Origin of the sequence: Streptomyces sp. NPDC020362, assembly GCF_040642095.1 — a bacterium.
Taxonomy (GTDB): Bacteria; Actinomycetota; Actinomycetes; order Streptomycetales; family Streptomycetaceae; genus Streptomyces.
The window spans coordinates 26,614-44,490 of sequence record NZ_JBFAET010000030.1; the positions used below are offsets into that span (position 1 = coordinate 26,614).

The 17,877-nt window shown below is 71.2% G+C and carries 16 protein-coding genes and 1 pseudogene; 10 read left to right on the forward strand and 7 right to left on the reverse strand.

From position 1 onward, the window contains the following. Positions 1–4 precede the first annotated feature (4 nt). The 3 genes from AB0H32_RS14595 to AB0H32_RS14605 are packed head-to-tail and all read left to right on the forward strand — an operon-like array spanning position 5 to position 3,497. Positions 5–1,258 (forward strand): ATP-grasp domain-containing protein, encoded by a 1,254-nt coding sequence (locus AB0H32_RS14595; protein ID WP_361119345.1) that lies wholly within the window; start codon positions 5–7, stop codon positions 1,256–1,258. Continuing rightward, a complete protein-coding gene (locus tag AB0H32_RS14600) occupies positions 1,255–2,499 on the forward strand; it encodes an MFS transporter (protein WP_361119347.1) in 1,245 nt (414 codons plus the stop codon). Before AB0H32_RS14595 ends, AB0H32_RS14600 begins: the two co-directional genes overlap by 4 nt. Further along, the gene (locus AB0H32_RS14605) at positions 2,496–3,497 is read left to right on the forward strand and encodes a peptidogalycan biosysnthesis protein (protein ID WP_361119349.1); all 1,002 of its coding nucleotides are present in this window, start codon (positions 2,496–2,498) and stop codon (positions 3,495–3,497) included. The genes AB0H32_RS14600 and AB0H32_RS14605 overlap by 4 nt, the downstream gene beginning before the upstream one ends. Positions 3,498–3,571: 74 nt before the next feature. Here the strand turns inward: AB0H32_RS14605 and AB0H32_RS14610 are convergent, their stop codons facing one another. The 4 genes from AB0H32_RS14610 to AB0H32_RS14625 form a co-directional block, all read right to left on the reverse strand. Beyond that, positions 3,572–3,814: a hypothetical protein gene (locus AB0H32_RS14610; RefSeq protein WP_361119350.1), complete on the reverse strand. Its 243-nt coding sequence runs from the start codon at positions 3,812–3,814 to the stop codon at positions 3,572–3,574. Between the two features lie 194 nt (positions 3,815–4,008). After that, positions 4,009–4,227 carry a hypothetical protein gene (locus AB0H32_RS14615; RefSeq protein ID WP_361119352.1) on the reverse strand — a complete coding sequence of 73 codons (219 nt, stop codon included), beginning with the start codon at positions 4,225–4,227 and terminating at the stop codon, positions 4,009–4,011. A 79-nt stretch (positions 4,228–4,306) separates the two neighbouring features. Further along, a complete protein-coding gene (locus AB0H32_RS14620) occupies positions 4,307–5,416 on the reverse strand; it encodes an ABC transporter permease (protein ID WP_361119354.1) in 1,110 nt (369 codons plus the stop codon). Positions 5,417–5,508: 92 nt separating this feature from the next. Next, complete coding sequence (locus AB0H32_RS14625; protein WP_361119356.1) at positions 5,509–6,294, reverse strand: SDR family oxidoreductase; 786 nt, start codon at positions 6,292–6,294, stop codon at positions 5,509–5,511. A 238-nt stretch (positions 6,295–6,532) separates the two neighbouring features. On the opposite strand from AB0H32_RS14625, the gene AB0H32_RS14630 reads away from it, so the two are divergent. Beyond that, a complete protein-coding gene (locus AB0H32_RS14630) occupies positions 6,533–7,189 on the forward strand; it encodes a TetR family transcriptional regulator (protein WP_361119358.1) in 657 nt (218 codons plus the stop codon). A 35-nt stretch (positions 7,190–7,224) separates the two neighbouring features. Here AB0H32_RS14630 and AB0H32_RS14635 read toward each other — a convergent pair whose 3' ends face one another. Beyond that, positions 7,225–8,097, reverse strand: coding sequence for an NmrA/HSCARG family protein (locus AB0H32_RS14635; RefSeq protein WP_361119360.1), 873 nt, complete (start codon positions 8,095–8,097; stop codon positions 7,225–7,227). A gap of 277 nt (positions 8,098–8,374) precedes the next feature. On the opposite strand from AB0H32_RS14635, the gene AB0H32_RS14640 reads away from it, so the two are divergent. The 4 genes from AB0H32_RS14640 to AB0H32_RS14655 all read left to right on the forward strand — a co-directional run bounded on the left by AB0H32_RS14640 (position 8,375) and on the right by AB0H32_RS14655 (position 12,530). Beyond that, the gene (locus AB0H32_RS14640) at positions 8,375–8,752 is read left to right on the forward strand and encodes a trypco2 family protein (RefSeq protein ID WP_361119362.1); all 378 of its coding nucleotides are present in this window, start codon (positions 8,375–8,377) and stop codon (positions 8,750–8,752) included. After that, entirely contained in the window at positions 8,749–10,863 is a 2,115-nt protein-coding gene (locus AB0H32_RS14645; RefSeq protein WP_361119364.1) for a hypothetical protein, read from the forward strand. The genes AB0H32_RS14640 and AB0H32_RS14645 overlap by 4 nt, the downstream gene beginning before the upstream one ends. 254 nt (positions 10,864–11,117) lie before the next feature. After that, positions 11,118–11,567 (forward strand): MarR family transcriptional regulator, encoded by a 450-nt coding sequence (locus tag AB0H32_RS14650; protein WP_361119366.1) that lies wholly within the window; start codon positions 11,118–11,120, stop codon positions 11,565–11,567. A 393-nt stretch (positions 11,568–11,960) separates the two neighbouring features. Beyond that, on the forward strand, positions 11,961–12,530 hold the full coding sequence (locus AB0H32_RS14655) for a peptidase inhibitor family I36 protein (protein WP_361119368.1): 570 nt from the start codon (positions 11,961–11,963) through the stop codon (positions 12,528–12,530). A 230-nt stretch (positions 12,531–12,760) separates the two neighbouring features. On the opposite strand, the gene AB0H32_RS14660 is transcribed toward AB0H32_RS14655, so the two are convergent. Both AB0H32_RS14660 and AB0H32_RS14665 read right to left on the reverse strand, forming a co-directional pair. After that, positions 12,761–13,630, reverse strand: coding sequence for a hypothetical protein (locus tag AB0H32_RS14660; RefSeq protein ID WP_361119369.1), 870 nt, complete (start codon positions 13,628–13,630; stop codon positions 12,761–12,763). A gap of 187 nt (positions 13,631–13,817) precedes the next feature. After that, positions 13,818–14,027, reverse strand: a pseudogene (locus AB0H32_RS14665) (TetR/AcrR family transcriptional regulator); the annotation flags it as partial. Here AB0H32_RS14665 and AB0H32_RS14670 point away from each other — a divergent pair. Both AB0H32_RS14670 and AB0H32_RS14675 read left to right on the forward strand, forming a co-directional pair. Next, the gene (locus tag AB0H32_RS14670) at positions 14,002–14,619 is read left to right on the forward strand and encodes an SDR family NAD(P)-dependent oxidoreductase (RefSeq protein ID WP_361119371.1); all 618 of its coding nucleotides are present in this window, start codon (positions 14,002–14,004) and stop codon (positions 14,617–14,619) included. The pseudogene AB0H32_RS14665 and the gene AB0H32_RS14670 overlap by 26 nt on opposite strands. A 180-nt stretch (positions 14,620–14,799) precedes the next feature. Then, entirely contained in the window at positions 14,800–17,847 is a 3,048-nt protein-coding gene (locus tag AB0H32_RS14675) for an NACHT domain-containing protein (protein ID WP_361119373.1), read from the forward strand. Positions 17,848–17,877 lie beyond the last annotated feature (30 nt).

Sequence of the window (17,877 nt, forward strand, 5' to 3'; positions counted from 1 at the left end):
CCCCGTGAAGAAGATCGCGTTCCTGCGCTCCGTGGACATCCAGCGCGCCGACCCCTACATCCAGCAAGCCGTCACCGAACTCACCGCCGAGAGCATCGCCTGCGGCCTCTTCCACACACACGGCGACGCCACCGACGCCGACTTCCCCGGCGAACGCATCCGCATCGCCGCGGACATCACCCCCCGCGCCCTGGCCGACCAGGTCACCGCATGGGGCGCCGACGCCGCGGTGTCGATCAGCCTCCCCTGCGAGAACGCCGTACGCGATGCCGCCGTCCAGCAGATTCTCGAAGGGGCCGGCATCCCCACGATCATGACGCCGCTGGCCGCCACGCTGCTGCTGACCGACAAGTGGGAGACCAAGCAGCTCCTCCTCCGGCACGGACTGGAGGTGCCCGCGGGCTTCCGCGCGGACTCCGACCTCCTCGCCGGACGCGGCCTGCCCGTCCCCGGATACGCCGACGCCCTGCGCCTCCAGGCCGCCAGGACCGGCTACCCGCTGCTGTCCAAGCCGATCTGGGACTCCACCAGCATGGGCATCCGCGCCCTTACCGGCCCGGGCGACCTCGACGCCTACCTCGCCGACCCGCCGCCCGTCTCCGCCGTGATCGAACAGGCCGTCACCGGCGACCTGTGCTCGGTCGACATCGTCGGCGCGCCCGGCGCCTACCGTGTCGGCCCGCTCGTATGGACCGGGCGCGCCGACGCGACGCCGGTGTTCACCTTCGCCGACCTGCGCTGGTGCGGCCCGCGCCCCCGCGAGGACGCCGAGTTCCGGCCCGTCGCCGACCGGCTCACGGCCGTCTGCACCGCCTTGGAGGTCACCGGCTCCGTCAACGTCGACATGATCTACGCCGACGGCAGCTACAAGATCCTGGAGTTCAATCCGCGCATCGGCGGTGCCACCACCCTGACCTGCGCCGCCTCCCGCACCAACACCTTCCGCACCCTCGCCCGCATGGCTCTGGGCGCCCCGGACGCCGAGCCGGATGCGGGGCCGGGGCGCCGGTGGGCGATCGAGTTCCTCACCCCGCAGGGCATCCCGGACGCGGTCCGCAACGAGTTCGCCGGCGCTCTCGACCTGGTCACCTGTCACGCGCTCGTCATCGACGGCCACGACCACGGCCACATCACCGTGTTCACCGCCGAAGAAGGCAGTGAGGAGGACACCGTCCAGACGGTCAAGAACCTCCACGAGACAACCGGATACCCGAACCCGGACACCGTGGACAAGATCCGCGCCCTCCTCACCCCGTGACGGCCACCATCGCACCGGCCCGGCGCAGCAGGCTGGGGCTTCCCGCCCTCGCCGGGCACCGGCGGCTCGTTGCCGGAAACCTCATCGACTCCGTCGGCAACGGCATGCTCCTGCCGCTGGGGCTGCTGTACTTCACCACTGTCCAGCACCTGCCCATGGCCACCGTCGGCACGGCCGTCACCCTCGGCCAGTTCGCCGCACTGCCGGTCACCTTCCTGGCCGGATACGTCATGGACCGGCGCAGCCCCAAGTACCTCACCACGAGCGCGAACATCCTCTCCGCTGCCGGCTTCCTCACGTTCCTGACCGCCCGAACCGCCTGGCAGGTCGCCCTGTGCTACCTCCTCGTGCAGTCCGGCATCAACGCCTTCTACACCGCCCAGCGCACGCTCATCACCCACACCACACCGCCTGAGCAGCGCAGGGCCTGGTTCGCCTTCATGTCCTCGCTCCGCAACGCCGGGATCGGCGCCGGCGCCGCCCTGGCATCAGCTCTCCTCGCAGCCTTCGGGACGCGCGCCCTGACCTGGCTCGTCGCACTCGCGGCTCCGCTCTACCTGCTGGCCGCCGTCTGCTACGCCGGGCTGACCACCACTCCACCCCCACCCGCCGTCGAGGCGACACCCGGGAACGTGACCCGCGCCGACCACAACCGCCGCTACCTCCTCCTGGTGGCCTGCACCGTCCCCTACGTCCTCGCACAGGCCATGCTGTCGGTCCTCGTCGCCCTCTACACCACCCGCAGCCTGCATCTCCCGGCCTACGCCGCCGGCATCCTCCTCATCGTCAACACCGCCTTCGTGTCCGCCCTCGGCGCACCGCTCAACGCCCGCCTCGCCCCCCGACGTCCCCGCGCCGCCGTCGCGCTCGGATACACGCTGCTGATCGCGGCCATGGCGCTGTTCGCGCTCCCCGCGCTGCCCCTGCTGGGCTTCACGGCGTGGCCCGCGCTCATGGCGGGCATCGTCGTGTTCTCCCTGGCCGAGGTGTTCATCTCCCCGGCCGTCAACGAACTGTCCGTCACTCTCACCCCGCAGGCCGCGAAGGGCTCCCGGCAGAGCCTGTTCCAGCTCTCCTTCTCCGCCGGATTCATCGCCGCCCCGGCCCTGTTCACCACCCTGCTCGCCCACGGGCAGCTACTGCCCTGGCTGGCCCAGGCCGCCGCCTGCCTCCTCGCCCTCGCGGCGGTCCCCGCCCTCAAATCCCCCAACCGGCACCGCAGAAGGAACCCACGCCGTTGAACACCGAGATCGTCCACAGCATCCATGACGTCGAACCGGCCGAGTGGGAACGTCTCGCCCACCGCACCGGCAACCTCTACGCGTCCCACCGATGGCTCGCCGGCGAGGAGGACGACCCCACCGCACACCCCGCGTACGCCCTGGTCCGCGACACCTCGGGAACCCTCCTGGCCGCCGCCCCCCTCTACCTCGTCCACGACGAACCCAACGCCAACTACAGGCCCGGCACCGACCCCGCCCCCGACGTCATCGCCGGCAGCCGCCGGGGCTACCACAACATGCCGCTGACCGAGCCCGATCTCTCACAGCCCGGCCGCCGCATGGTCCTGGAGGAACTCCGCGACGCCATCCGCTCCTTCGCGCGCGACCACGGCACCCACCACTGGTGGCCCTACCTCACCCGGGCCGCCGCCGACCAGCTCGGCCCCCTCTACCCGTGCCGGCCCGATGTCGTCGAGGACGACGCCACCATCCCCCTGACCGGACATGGCTTCAACGACTACCTCGCCGGCCTGTCGTCCAAGCGACGCGTCGTCATCCGCCGTGAACGTGCCGCCTTCAACGACGCCGGCCACACGGTCAGAACCCTTCCGCTGGCCGACTGTTACGCCGAGGCGGGCCGCCTCCTCTCACTCCTCCAGACCTCCCACGGCCGCGCCGACGACACCGAAGACGTCATGGTCAAGGTGCTGCACCGCCAAGCCGAAGCCATGGGCCGACATGCCCGGGTCATCGGCACCTACCACGACGGCTCCATGACGGGCTTCGCCCTCCACTACCACTACGGGCCCACCACCTGGCTGCGCGCGGTCGGCATCGACGCCGACCGCGCGGCCCCCTTCGCCTACTTCAACCTGACCTACTACCTGCCGATCGAGGACGCCTACCGCAACCACACCACCGCCCTGCACGTCGGCATGAAGGCCATCAACGCCAAGCGTCTGCGCGGAGCCCGCACGTCACCCCTGTACCACCTTCACGACGCCTCGACCGCCTAGCCGGACCGGCCGGTCCTGCCGTGGCCGGGCGGCGGTCGGGCGTCTGGATGCGGCCGCGTGTCGGGCGCCGCGGCTCAAGTGGGGCAGTGAAGCAGCCGGTCCCGGTACTGGTCGAGGTGCTGGGGTGCGTCCTGCTGCCTGCCGGTGCTGCAGGCGGTCAGCAGTCCGTCGTAGGTTGCAGTCTCTGCGGTGCTCAGGCCGGTGTGGAGGGTGCGTGCTCGCAGCCAGACCGGTGTGAGGTGCCTGACGGCGTCGTACAGCGGTGGGTTGGCGGCGGCGTGAACGAAGACGTCCCACCGGGCGCGCTCGATGCGCATGGCTTCGCCGGCGTCGTGCCGCTCGGCGGCGAGGCTGTGCCGGGTGGCGCAGTTGCGCAGGGCGGCGAGCGTCTCGTGGGGCGATGCCAGGGGGTGCTGCGGACGGCCGTGCGGTACAGGCCGTGGAGGACGGTCGCGGTGTGGCGGGATGTTCGGGTGTCGACGGCGGTCACTTGGGCGGTGGTGGTGCCTGTCTAGTGGAGCAGGCGACGGGAGGCGAGGGTGAGCACGGCTTCACGGACCGGTGCGTGCGGTGCCTGGAGCCGCTCGGCCGTGCGGTGCTCGTCCGTCAGCCGGCCGGGAGGCTGGGCGCCGTCGACGATTTCCGTCCGGAGCGTTTCGTGGATCCGCTCGCGCAGGGCGTGCGGGTCGTCGGACCCGGGACGGGGTACGAGCGGGTCGGCGGCGGGCATCGCGGACTCCTGCGGGTGGTGGCGGTGTGAGCCGGCAGAGACTCTCGGTCCTCGAGTGTGCGGAGTGCGGCCGGGGCGATCAGGTTGCCCAAGCCGTCGTCGTCCCGGCCTTGGCGCGGTGCCGGGATGCGCGGTCCAGTGTGTAGTGGACGGTGAGGCTGACGGCGCTCCAGCCGGCGAGCAGGGCGAGCCCGGCCGAAAGGTGCGCCGAGTGGAAGTAGGCCGCGTCGCGCAGGGCACGGACGGCGATGCCCGGGGGCATGGCGTAGGCGAGGGGCTCCAGCCATGCGGGCAGGTACTGCGGGGGCAGGATGCCGCCGCTGGACGCATTGCCGAGGATGAGCAGCGCGATGGAGGCCAGCGGGATTCCGGCGGGTCCGCACGCGCGCATGATCAGGCTGGCGGAGGCGGCCAGGGCGAAGGCGAGCAGGGCGGTGACGGCCGCGGTGGTGGCGAAGGAGGCCGGGATCGCTCCCAGGGCAAGACAGGCGATGGCGGCGACGATCAGGCCGGAGGCGACGGAGAAGGCGGCCATGCTGGCCACGCGCGCGATGAGGGCCATACGGGGGGCGATCTGGTACGAGGACACGGCGAACAGGTAGCCGGCCAGGACGACCCCGAAGCACGAGTAGAAGATCGACAGCCCACGGGAATCGCGTGAGTCCAGAGGCACCACGTCGGTGACGGGGACCGGACGGCCGAGCGCTGCGGTCAGGGTGGCCTGGAGCGAGCCGGTCGCGGAGGGCCCCTGGGCGCCGGCCACCATGAGCTTCAGGCTCCGGTGTGCATCGGCGACCAGTGCGGCGGGGACCTCATCACGCCGGACGGCGGCGCGGGCGGCTGCGGGATCCGGGTAGCGGTGGAAGCTCATGGCCTGGCCGTCGAGGTCGTTGACCGCCAGTTCGACTCGGGCTGCTGCCGCGTCGGAGGCGGCTATGCCCAGCGGCAGCCGGTGGGAGGCGGGGGCGTGGAAGGCCGCGAGGAAGACAGCGATGAACGCGGCGCCCACGAGCAACGAGGTGATCACGGGAACGGTGATCGCTTTGCGGGTCGGGGCACCGGCGTCCAGGACCGGGGCGGGTATGCCGTGTTCGGTGTCGGCCAGCTGGTGAGGATGCCGGTCGGCGTGTTCCGCCCGGTGGCGGGGACGGCTGGTCTCGACGGCTGTAGGGAGATTCGGGGAGGGCATGGTGCCTTCTTGTCGACTGCGGGGCCGCGGGGACCGGGACGCGCAGGGGCGGGAGCCGGTCTCGCAGCAGGGCATGGGCAGGTGCAGGGAGGTCAGAAGAAGCCGCCGTCCAGGGGGAGGGTGCGGCCGGTGAGATAGGCGGCGGCGTCGGAGGCGAGGAAGGCGTATCCGGCGGCCACCTCCTCCGGCTGCGCGAGGCGGCCGAGCGCGCCGTGGACCTCGACCCACTGCGGCAGGGGCATGGCGCCCCGGAGCTTGGGGTGCTGGTAGCTGGGGCCGTGTTCGGCTGCCATGTCGGTGGCGGTGCCACCAGGGGCGATGGCGTTGATGGTGATGCCGCGCCGGCCGAGTTCGGCGGACAGGTTGAGGACCATCGCTTCCACGGCTGCCTTGGATGCCGCGTACAGGGTGTGGCCGAAGACCGCGCGCGAGGCGCTGACGGAGGAGGTGAGCACGATCCTGCCGCCGACGGCCATGTGGGCGGCGGCATGCTGGGCGGCGAACAGCTGGCCGCGGGTGTTGACGGCGAAGACGTGGTCGAAGTCGGCCGGGGTGATGTTCTCCAGGGCGTCGAAGTGCTCGATGCCCGCGCACGATGCGAGGACATCGAGCCGCCCGAACTCCTCTACGGCCTGATCGATGAGGAGCTTGGTCTGGTCGGGGTCGGCGACGTCGGCGCGGAGCGCGAGGGCACGGGCGCCGTCGGCGCGGAGCGTGGCGACCAGGTCCTGCGCCGCCTGCTCGTTGCCCCGGTAGCCGATGACGACGGCGGCCCCCTCCCCGGCCAGCCGGGTGGCGACCGCCGCGCCGATGCCTCTGCTGCCGCCGGTGACGACGGCGACCTTGCCCGTGAATCGCGAACGGTCCACTGCTGTCATCGGATGTGTTCCTCTCGCCGCTGGTTGAGCCCTTGCCGGGCGTGCGGGTGCGCCGGTGCAGGTGTGCGCCGCACAGCAGCCGGTGCAGGTGTGCGCCCACAGCAAGCGTTTCGGGCGCTCCCTGTCGTCGCGGCGCGGTGCCCGCATGCCGAGGCTAACACTAACCGCAGGGAATCCTTCACTTCCTGGGTGTCGTACTCTCGACGGGCAGACCACGACGACATCAGAGGTGACCCCGGTGACCGCCAGCCCGGCCGAAGGGCGCCCAACGGCGCGGTTGCGTACCGACGCAGCGCGTAACCGCGCCCAGATCCTGACTGCCGCCCGCAGCGCCTTCCTGGAGGCGGGAACCGCCGTTCCGCTGGAAGAGATCGCGCGTCGCGCGGGCGTGAACATCGCCACTCTCTACCGGCGCTTTCCCAGCCGTGATGCGCTGATCGCCCAGGTCGTCATCGAGGGGTTCGACCTCGTGCTCGCAGCCGCACGTGCGGCCGCGACGTCCGCGCAGACGGATCCGTCCGCGGCCGTCGAGGCGTTCCTGCAGAGCGTGATCGACAACCGCGACTCGCTGGCCCTGCCTCTGATCGGCGGACCCCAGACCGACGCCCCGCAGGCCCGCGAGCTGCAGCGGGAGATCTCCGCCACCCTGGAGGAGGTCCTGGCTCAGGGGCGCCGGGGCAACGTGATCCGTGCGGACGTGACCGCGGTGGACCTGATCACCACCGCCGCGCTGCTGTGCCGCCCCCTGCCCCACCTCCCGCCGCCACAGGCCGCCGCACTCACGGCACGCCACCTCGGCGTCTTCCTCGACGGGCTGCGTCCCGGCCGCTCCCGCTCCCTGCCCCCGCCTCCCGGCAACGAGGAATTGGCGGACCATCTCCACGGGCACGCTTGAGACACGTCACGGGCCGGCCGGTGGTGCCGGCGGTGTCAGTCCAGACCCCAGCCGTGCCCGCGCAGGTAGTCCTCCAGCGACAGCATCCCGGGACGCAGCTCACGCAGCCGGCCCGGGTCGGCTGCGTAGCCGGTGGTCTCGAACCAGCGGTTCATCACGTACATCTCCTCGCCCTGCCGATCGCGGAAGTCGTCCCAGGAGACCCGTCGCACCTCCACCGGCCGCTGCAGGACCCGGGCGAAGACGTCGGCGGACTGTGCTGTCGACAGCTCGTCCCCGGCCAGATCCACCGATCGTCCCTTCCACTCGTCGGGTCGGCTCAGGGCCAGCAGGGCGAAGGCACCGATGTCGTCGACGCCGACCTGCTGCACCGGTCGATCAGGTGACAGCGGTGTCTCCAGAAAGCCGTCCATGATCTCTTGCCGACGGCCCTCCCAGTTCTCCATCAGGAACACCGGCCGCAGCACGGTGAAGGGCAACGAACTCCGGGCGAGGTACCGTTCGATCTCGTACTTGCTGTCGAAATGCGGAATCCCGGTGTTCTTGTCGGCGCTGCCCACCGAGCTGAACACGAAATGCCCGACCCCCGCATGCGCCGCAAGGTCCACCATGAGGCGGCCCTGTGCCACCTCGCCCTCGTAACCCGCCTCGAAGAACTGCGTCACGCAGAACACCGCCTGGGCATCCGCCAAGGCATCGCGCAGCGAATCCGCGTCCCCCAGATCCCCGGCGACCACCTGCGCACCCTGGTCCGCCAGAGCGCGGGCCGCAGGCTTGACGGGATTGCGGGTAAGCGCCCGCACCTGCCTGCCCGCCGCCAGTAGATGGCGCGCCACCGCTCCCCCTTGCCGGCCCGTGGCACCGACCACCAGGACCGCGCCGCGCGGCTCCTCCGTATCCGACGTCATCGGCACCCACCTCTCAACGCACCCGGCGTGACCGCTCGCCTCACAGCAGCCCAGGTCACCGACAGCAACGGCCGATCGGTACCACCGACTGCCGGCCGACGAAACCAATTCCGGCCCTCTCGTGCTCGGCAGAAGGCATCGCGAAGTACGTCGCCGACCGCCGGCCGGGGAGCAGGCGTCAGACGATCGAACAACACCACCACGCCTGCGCCAGGCCTGCGGTCTTCCCAGGGCGGCTGCTGCGAGGCACAGTGATTGGTCTCGGGGGGTGAAGCGAATGCCGCAGAGTAACGACGGCGCCGAGCTCGGGGACGCCATCGAGGCAGTACGGCTCGGTCTGGAGCGGGCAGCCGCACAGGGTGAGGGCCATCTTCTGCGGTTCACTGTCGAGTCCGTGGAACTCGAGTTGGCTGTGGAGCTGCGCCGTTCGGGAGCAGCCGGGGGTGGGGTGAAAGCCTGGGTCGTCTCTGCGGACGCCCGCCACGAGCGGGCCAGGACCCGGACCCAACGGATGAAGGTCACTCTCAAGGCCGCCGGATCGGTGCCCATCTGCGACTCGACGGACACCGGCTCCCTCGGCCCGGACCCCATCGCCGGAGACCCGGCCTTCAAGGCCCCGCAAACCGGTGAAGACTACCCGGAAGGCGCCCCGTGACGGTTTCTGCCCGGGTGGTGGCAGTCGAGACGCGAAGCCGGCCGGACACGACGAAGCAGGCCTCCGGATACCGCATCAGCAACCGTCTGCTTCTGACCGTGGCCCATGCTCTGGACCTCGACGGCCGCGCGGGAAAGGCCTCGGTGGTCTTCCAGGACCGGCCCGGCGAGACCTACGAGACCGCCGTGGTGTGGAATTCCAGAGAATGCTGCGCGCCGGCGAATCGGCAGAAGGGTCACCCCGGCCGGGGCGAGCCGGGCCCGGACGCCGCAATCCTGCAGCTGACCGAGGAGGACAGCACGAGACTTGGCCCTGCCGGTCCGGTGCGCTGGGGCACGTACGCGACCAAGGGCTGGCACGATCTCGAAGGTGTCGGCTTCCCGGCCTACGAGCGGCATCGGCGCACCACGACCCCGCGCACTGTCACCGGAGTCATCGACACGGCCCGCAAGCTCTGGCAGGGCGCGTGGGTGCTGGAGCGGACCGACGGCGCGGCCCGCTTCGGCGTCGGACCCGGCCGGGCGGCGGGCCTGTCCGGCACAGCGATGCACAGCATCGACGGCGGACTCCTCGTGGGCACCCTGATACAGGCTTACACCGACGGCACCTTGGTCGTAATGCCGGCCGAGCGCATGCTGAAGTACCCCTGTCTCGACGGCGTGTTCGCCGGGGAGCAACTCCCCCGGGAAGCGGAACCGGTACTGCTGAGTGAGGTCCTGACGCTGCCGTCGGCGCCGCCTTCCACACCTGCGGCGCTGCTGGAAGCCAAGTACGGGGTCTTCCCTCTGCAGGGCGAAGCCGAGGTCACGCTCCGCAAGCTCGAGCAGTGGTGCGCATCGGCCCCGCCGCAGGAGAAGGTGATGCTGCTTCACGGGGTGGCCCAGTCGGGCAAGACCCGCATCGCCCATGAACTGGTGAAGCAGGCACGGACCTGGAGATGGCACTCGGGGTTTGTCACGCGCACAGCACACGAAACCCGTTTGAGGGAAATCCTTTCCGAGCTACAGCATTCGACCCTGCTGGTGGTCGATGAGGTCGAGACCCGTCCCGGGCAATGGGACGAGTTACGGCGGCTGGTCACCCATGCACCGACCCAGTCGGCGCCTGTCCGGCTTCTCGGCCTCGCGCGCACCGACCTGGCGGCGGGGCACGCCGACATGCCCCAGGGCACATGGAGGAGTCTTTGCACGCCGAGCGCCAGGATCGCTCCGGCACAGGCGACCGATGTCCTCCAAAGGGCCCTGAAGAACTGGCTGGATATTCGGCTCGACGAACACGACCCGGGCGGCGACCCTCCCGAAGAGTTGCTTGCCCTCTCGGCCGGCGAGAGACTTCCTGTGGCCGAGGCACTGGTCCGCGCGCTGTCGGGCCTGCTGCTCCACCATGGCTTGGCGCTCGGAGAACTCGAACCGGAGCGCATCCTCCTTCGCCACGAGCAGCGCTACGCCATCCGGACGCTGCAGGCCTGCCAGCCCTGGCTGAATGCCCGGTTGTGCCGTGAACTGCTCACTTCGTGCGCTCTCTTCGCGGCCGCTGATGACGAAACCACGGTCGACGACATCAAGGTCACCCTCCACCACCACTATCAAGCGGTTCGCGGTTTCGGTCTGGACCAGCCTTCCCTGCTGGAAGCCGTCTTCCTCCGTGACATCGCCGACACCCTCGCCCTGCTGTACCCCTCCCGAGACCGTGCCGGCCGCGGCACCCTGCCCGAAGTGGTCCGTCAGGCGCAGCTGGCGGACCAAGTGGACAACGCCGGCTGGTCCCTCCAACGGGACCTCGTCGAACGGGCCCGCGAGGCATCAGGCAACGCTCGCCTTGAATCCTCCTACCTGACGATGGACGAGACCTTTGGCGACGCCGGACCGCTCGATGAACTACGGGACGGTCTCGACGCGACTACCTCCCAGCACATGGAAGTCATTGCGCACCAGCAGGGCCGTTCGCCTCATGGGCGCCGTGTTCGTCGGGTCCCGACGAAGGAGCCGCACACATCAGAACCAGTCAACGTCTCGGACGCGACGAACACTCGAGAACCAACGGACCCGCTCGAGCCACGAAAGCCGACGGACCTGCCGAACCCTGGTGGGTCCGGCGGGCTCACCCTGTGAACGCCGCGCGGCCTGACCGCCGAACGAGGTATCTCGGCCCGATCGCGATCTCGTTCCGGCTGCCCGCTCGCACATAGTAGCCATGTACATAGTAGCCATGTACTGTATGTGAAGCGGGTGAGGTAGCCGACACAGCCACCGCGGGGCTCCCGGAAGTAGTTCACCCGCAAGCCGGCGCCCCTGCTCGGCGCACGTCTTGATGCACACACGCGGAACGACCTTGACGCACACGCTCAAAACGACGAGGAGCAGTCATGACCACCACCACCGCACCCACGGTCAATGGCCGGGTCATCGCCCTGGCGCACTATGCCGGGCGCGCCCTGCTGGAGGGCGTGCTGGCCCGCCACGGCGCCACGTTCAACCAGAGCGTGACGCTCCGGGCCGTCGTGGCCGCGGGCGAGTCCATCGGCCGCGACCAACTCGTCGCCGACGTCAGCGGCTCGCTGAAGACCGACGAGCCGGCCGTGCGTGACGTGATCGAGGAGCTGACAGCCGCGGAACTGATGGAAGAGGACCCGGCGGAGGCATCCCGGATGCGACTCACGGACGCCGGACGGGAGCTGTACGAGAGCACCACCGCCGAGACCGCCGAGATCTCCGCCCGGCTCTACGCCGGCATTCCAACCGAGGACCTGGAGATCGCGGGCATCGTGTTGGCACTGGTCACGGAGCGGGCGAACGCCGAGTTGGCTCGCGCCTGAGGCTCTGCCCCACCCATCACGAGGGGCGGCGCAGCCCGTCTTCGGCGGGACACGGCGCAGGCCGAACGACCCGCACAAGGACGCCCCCGACAGGCTTCCGCCCACCAGCCGCACCGATGGGCATCCGGTGACGACAACGACCGGCACCTCCGACTGCCCTGTGTCCGGCAGATGGTCGGGCCGGAGCCGCCACTGCCGATCACTCCAATGGCCCACACAACGGCCAGTCGCCAAGTGGTGGGATTGGCACACAAGTTGATTGACCACCCATAAGGGCTGCCACCGACATGTGTCGTCCCGGCACCGGCTCAGAACCTCACTCTGCCGCTCGACGGCAAGGGACAGCGGTCGCGCGACGGAAGCAGCAGGACAGAGAGCACACCTCATCCGCCGATGCCCCCTCCCCCACGAGTCGCCCGATCACCGACCGGCCCTCAACTCCTCGTCAGGAGCCTGCTTCTGGTCGCCTCCCTCGCCCTGTCGGGCTGTGCGTCCCAGGCTCCCCCACACCGCCGCACCCCGGACGATGTCATCAAGGCCGCGACGCAGCGTCTGACCGACACGTGCCCGACCCGTCAGGGCCTCACGACCATGCAACGCCTCGCCGCCCTTCTCGCCGCAACGGTGATCTCCGCCGGCGCCTTGTTCGCCACCTCGGCCACGGCACAGGCGGTACCGTGCGGATCCGGCAACTTCTGTGTCTGGAACGACGCCAACCTCACCGGTCTGAAGATCGAGCACAGCGGCGACGACCACTGGTGGGAGGGCGACATGTTCAAGCACGACTCCTCGTGGGCGAACCACGGCATCTCCGGCCCGGGAGTCAAGGACCACGTCAAGGTGTACGAGGGCCGTGACTTGTCGGGACGCCTCACCATCTGCCTCGCCCCCGGCCAGGAAGTCGGCTACGACGCAGGTGCGAACGACCAAGGTGGCTCCCACACCTGGGCCATGAGCTGCTGAACCGCCATCCGCCGGCCGTACCGACGGCAACCTCACCGCCCGCCGACCGCCGCATGCGCTCCTGAACTCCTTCTCCCCGGGCCGGAGCCGGCAGCTCGGGGATACTCGGCCGCACCGGCTGGCAGTCCGGGGTGCTCGCTTCCGCGGGCCCCCGGCCTGCCATTTCACGGCCCGTCCCGCTTCACCCCGTTGCAGGCCCCACTCACTCGGCACCTCAGAGGAGATGACGATCACGGGTCAACGGCCGTGCCGGCCGGCCGCTCGAAGTACTGGAGGACTCCGCCTGCCGCGAAGCACAGTGCACCGGCGAGGGTTCCCCCGTTGGCGATGCCGGTGCTGACCAGGCTGCCGGTCGCCGGGCGGGTGAACGCGGCCAGGGCGGAGACCAGGAAGAGCCAGGAACCCAGCTGGTTGACCGCGACGATCCACCAGCCGAGGCTCCGCGCGTGCAGACAGGGCCACGGCCACGGCCATCCATGGCAGATCTCGCCGAAGGCGAGGTGCCCGGAGATGAGGAAGAGTGCGCATCCGATCACGTCCGGGGCCCAGATCAGCCGGTTGGTCTGCTGCACGGTGAGCCCGTGCAGGAAGGAGTCGAGAAGGTTGACGCCGAAGACGAGTGTTCCGGCGAACAGGACGAAGGTGCTCAGCCAGTCGATCCGGTGCGGCTCGTAGCTCCACCATTTCCACGCGGAGGTCGTCAGGGCACCGTGGTCGGCACGGTGCGGCGCGTTGATCGCCTGGAGCAGGGAGGCGTAGCCGCCGGTGTTGAAGAACAGCCCCCCGGCGAAGTAGATCGAGGCACACGTCGTAGGGCTGCCGGACCCGAACTGCGCGACCCCCGCGCCGAGGGCGAACAGGAGTCCGCCGACGCAGAACGCGACGGACGCCAGGGCATTCAACCTGCGCAGGCGTACCAGCGACACGGTGTCCGCACTGCGCAGCCGCCCCTCGGTGGCGCCTTCGGCGCGCACGCTCAGCGTTCCGCGCTTACGTGCGGGACGTGACTCCCAGACCGCAGTACCGCCCTCGGGCAGGGTCCAGGTGAGCCGGGTCGTGAACGGTCCCGCGCCTTCGCCGCACTGTCCGGTTTGCCCCATCCGCCGAGCCTAGCGCCGCGCCTTCCGTCCAGCAGAGCAAGCCAGTGTCGTCGGCGGTGGCGCCCGCCCCGTGGCGGGCGCCACCCTCGCAGCCGATGAGGGCACTGTCCGCGGTGAGTGACAGATGCCGTTCGGAGCCCGTGGGCGCATCGGAGCCCGTGGGCGCATTCGGCGGCCTTTGCCGGCCTCAGGCAGTGGCGGGCGACTCCACGCCGAGCCCGGTGAGGAAGACTGTGAGGACACGGTTCAACCGGGGTTCCACCTCGACGACGGCGTGGCCGAGCCGGGGGTCGCTCGTGTGGAGGTCCCGCAGGCGGGGCCCGGGTGTGGCCATCTGCCACAGGGCTCCCGCCAGGCTGGTCGCCGCGGCGATGGTGTCGACGGTCTGCAGCTCGGTGGCCGCGTCCTCCCCCCTCGCCCTCGCCGTTACCGGTGCGGATGCGGCCCGCGAGGCCGTCGAGACCACGGTCGCGCACTTCGGGCGGATCGACGTGCTCGTGAAGAACGCGGGGTACGCGAACGTGTCTGCCATCGAGACGGCGGACGACAACGACTTCCGTGCCCAGTTCGAGACGAACTTCTGGTGTGTCCACAACGTCACGAAGGCCGCGCGGCCCAGCCTGCGCCGACAGGGGGGCGGGCATCATCGTGCAGTTCTCGTCGGTCGGGGGCAGGTCGGCGGATCGCCGGACATCGCCTCGTACCAGGCGGCCACGTTCGCGGTCGACGGCTTCAGCCGTGTCCTCGCCGCAGCGAGCCCTACCCCGTGCGGCTCCCGCCCGAGGAGAGGACCGTCGAGCCGGAGGCGGACGTTCACGGCAGGTGACACGCAGGACGCCCACGCGCGACAGGACAGCAGGAGGCCCGCGGGCGAGATGACACAGGCGTTCCGGCACGACCGGGTGCAGATGCGTGCCCCGCGCCGACGTCTCGTCGCACTCCGCCCGCTGGGGTCCCGTATCGGCCTGGCGTCTGCTCGTATGTGCTGATCGACCATGCCTGTGGCGCATGCCGCCGCCTCCGCATCACACCACCACCCGCCCCCCGTACGACTCCGCGCGCTCCCTCATACGTGTGTCCAGCCGACCGTTCGTCGGTGCCTCGCCAGCTAGAAACGAGGCTTCCGACACTGCGGTACGGCATCCGGATCAGGTACGGGGAGCGGGGATATGCGAGGCGGATGGCACCGAGCGCGGGCGCGACGGCGCCTGGGCTTCGCCGTGAGCGGGGCCGCCCTCGCGGCGCTCGCGGCCGTCCTGAAGTTCTGGTGGTCGAACGCCGCCGTCGCGGGCGTCCTGATCTCGGTGATCGGAGCACTGCTGTCGGTCGCGGCGCTCGTGGCCGACGTCCTCCGTGGCGACGCCGACCAGCCCCCGAGGTCGGCCGACGCGGACCGGCGCAGGGCCGCCGACGCGCTCGCCGAGGCCGTACGGGACCAGTGGGCGGCGGAGGCCCGGCTGCGACGGCTCCAGGACCCGGTGCCGATCGAGGTGGGGTGGGCGCCTGCGGACCGGCGGCTCGCCGATCATGCGGAGAACATCCGGCGATCCCGCCCACTGCCCGCGCCTCGCGAGGCCGGGCCCGAGGGTGTCGAGGATGTCTCCGGATCGCTCGCGGCGCTGCCTGGGCGGCGGGTGGTGGTGCTGGGCGGCCCGGGGTCCGGGAAGAGCGTGCTCGCCCTGCGGTTCGTTCTCGGCAGGCTGGCGGCGCGGCGCCGCGGCGGACCGGTCCCGGTGATCTTCCCGCTGGCCGGCTGGGACCCGTGGCAGGCCGGTCTGCGCGAGTGGCTCGCCGCCAGGCTCGCCGCCGACTATCCGCCGCTGGCTGCGGCGGCCGACGAGCGGCGCACCCTGGCTCGAGCCCTGCTGGACGCGGGACTCGTCCTGCCGGTCCTCGACGGCTTCGACGAACTGGCACGCTCCGCCTGCGGAGAGGCGGTACGACGGCTCAACGCCGAACTCGACGTCGATCTGCCTCTGCTGCTCACCAGCCGCGGCGATGCGTGGGCTGCGGCGGTGGCGGAGGGCGACGTGCTCACCGCGGCCGAGGTGGTCGAGTTGCTGCCCCTCGACCTCGCCCAGGCCGGAGCCCACCTGGAGCGCACGGCCCGGCCCCTGCCGACACCGGACGGGACACGGGCGACCGTGTGGACACCGGTATTGCGGCAGCTCGCCGAGCAGCCTCACTCCCCGCCGGCGCGGGCGCTCACCACTCCCCTCATGGTGGGGCTGGCCCGCGCGGTCTACGGCGACGGCTCCGGCGATCCGTCGGAGCTGCTCCGCACGGAGCGCTTCGCCACGGTGGCCGCCGTCGAGGAGCACCTGATCGGAGCCTTCGTGCCCGCCTCGTTCGCGGACTCGGGACCCCGGGCTGCCACCGGTGCCGAGCGTCGGCTCACCCTGCTCGCCAGGTCCTTGCAGCAGCGCGACACCAGGCTGCTGGCGTGGTGGGAACTGGACACGATGGTGCCGCGGGTCCTGCGGGTGTACGCGCCGGGACTGTTGTCCATGGCCGTACTGTCCGCGCTGGTCCTGCCCGTCACGCTGGTACGCGCGGCCGGTGAGCTTGCGGGCGTCGAGGACACCGTGTCGGTGATCGCCGCCCTCTTCGGCCAGACCCTCGGCTTCGCCTTCGGCGCGGCGCGGCTGCTGCCCTCGGGCGGGAACCCGCCGGACCGGCGTTTCCTCGCCCGTCAGCTGCTGGTGACGGTATCGGTGAGTGCACTGCTGTGGGCGGGCTTCGCCTGGGCCGACGACTTACGGTTCGGCTTCCGCTTCGGCTCGGTCACCGACGGCTGGGTGCCGGACCTGCTCGGCGGATGCCTGTTCTCCTTGTTGTTCACCGTGTTCTTCGGCATGGCCGGACTGCCGCGGCGGCCGGTGCCGCTCAGCCTGCCCTGGAGCGGTGCCGCGGGGCGAGCGGCGGCGCGGGCCCTCGGGACCGCCCTGCTGCTCGGCGGGGTGGTCGCCGCGGGCACGGCGCTGTCCGGCCGGTCCGGCACCCCCTGGTCCCTGGTGATCGGCACCACGTGTGTCGCGGTGGGCACGGCGCTGATGGTGAGCGGCACACGCAAGGCCGGGCAGGAGGGCCCGTACCCGGCCGGGGTCGCCCTTGTCGCCCGGCGGTTCGCCGCCGGCTTGGTCCGGGGCACGGCTGCAGCGCTGTTGCTCGGGGTCGCCGCCTGCACGGCCGCCGGACTCACCGCGGCCGGGGTGACCATGCTCGCCTCTCGGTCCCCCGCCGAACTGGCTGGACGACAGATCGACGGCTGGCGGTTCACCGAGTCGAACGGACTCAGGGCGGCGACCACCTCGCGGCCGCTGCGGGGCACGCTGCTGATCCCCGGCGGCGGTGGCCGTCCGATCGCCTACCCCGAGGGCACCCGGCCCTCGGACTGCACGATTCCCCTGCTGCGCAGCCGCCGGTGTCTCCCCTTCGCCGCCCGGCGCACGGCGTTCGAGTCCCGGCAGGGCGCCGTGGTCGTACGCCTGGAACTGACCGGGAACTCGGCAGCGGGAACACCGCCCTCCACCACGGTGGCCTACGCGGCGAACCTGCGGTCCGTCCTGCCGCAGGCGGCGCGCGGCTGGCTCGCCCAGGGACCGGCCCGGGGCGTCCTGGAGCGGATCCTGCCGGCTGTGGTGGCGGGTGGAGTGCTGGTCGGAGTGGTGGGCGGGTGCGTGTGCGGTGTCTACCGCGCGCTGAGCGTGCCGTCGGACATCATGCGGGCGGCCGCTCCCGGCTCCTCACTGCGTACGGACCGAACGGCGTCCTTCACGCGCGGGGGTGTGGTCGCGCTGTTCGCCGCCGCCGTCTGTGCGCCCGTGGTGGCGCTGCCCGGCGACCGGGGCGGGCTGGCGAGCGTCGGTACCCAGCTGTGGCTGCCACTGGGCACGGCGGCGCTGGCGCTCAGCGCCTGGGGACGCTTCACCGTGGCTCGTGTCTGGCTCGCGGTCACGGGGCGCCTGCCCTGGCGGCTGATGAGCTTCCTGGAGGACGCCCACCGGCGGGGTGTGCTCCGGCGGTCGGGGGCGTACTTCGAGTTCCGGCACCAGCGGTTGCAGTCCCACCTCGCGGGCAATGAAGCGGACGGCGACGACCGCGGCACCACCGCGGACCGTGCTCGGGGCCCCCGCGACAGCTCGGGTCCCACCTCACGGGCCGAACCGTCTCCACCTCGGCCGACGCAGCCCCCGCGTCCCAACACCCCGCCATGACGACCGGCCGGTCGGGCCGCCCTCGCCCGC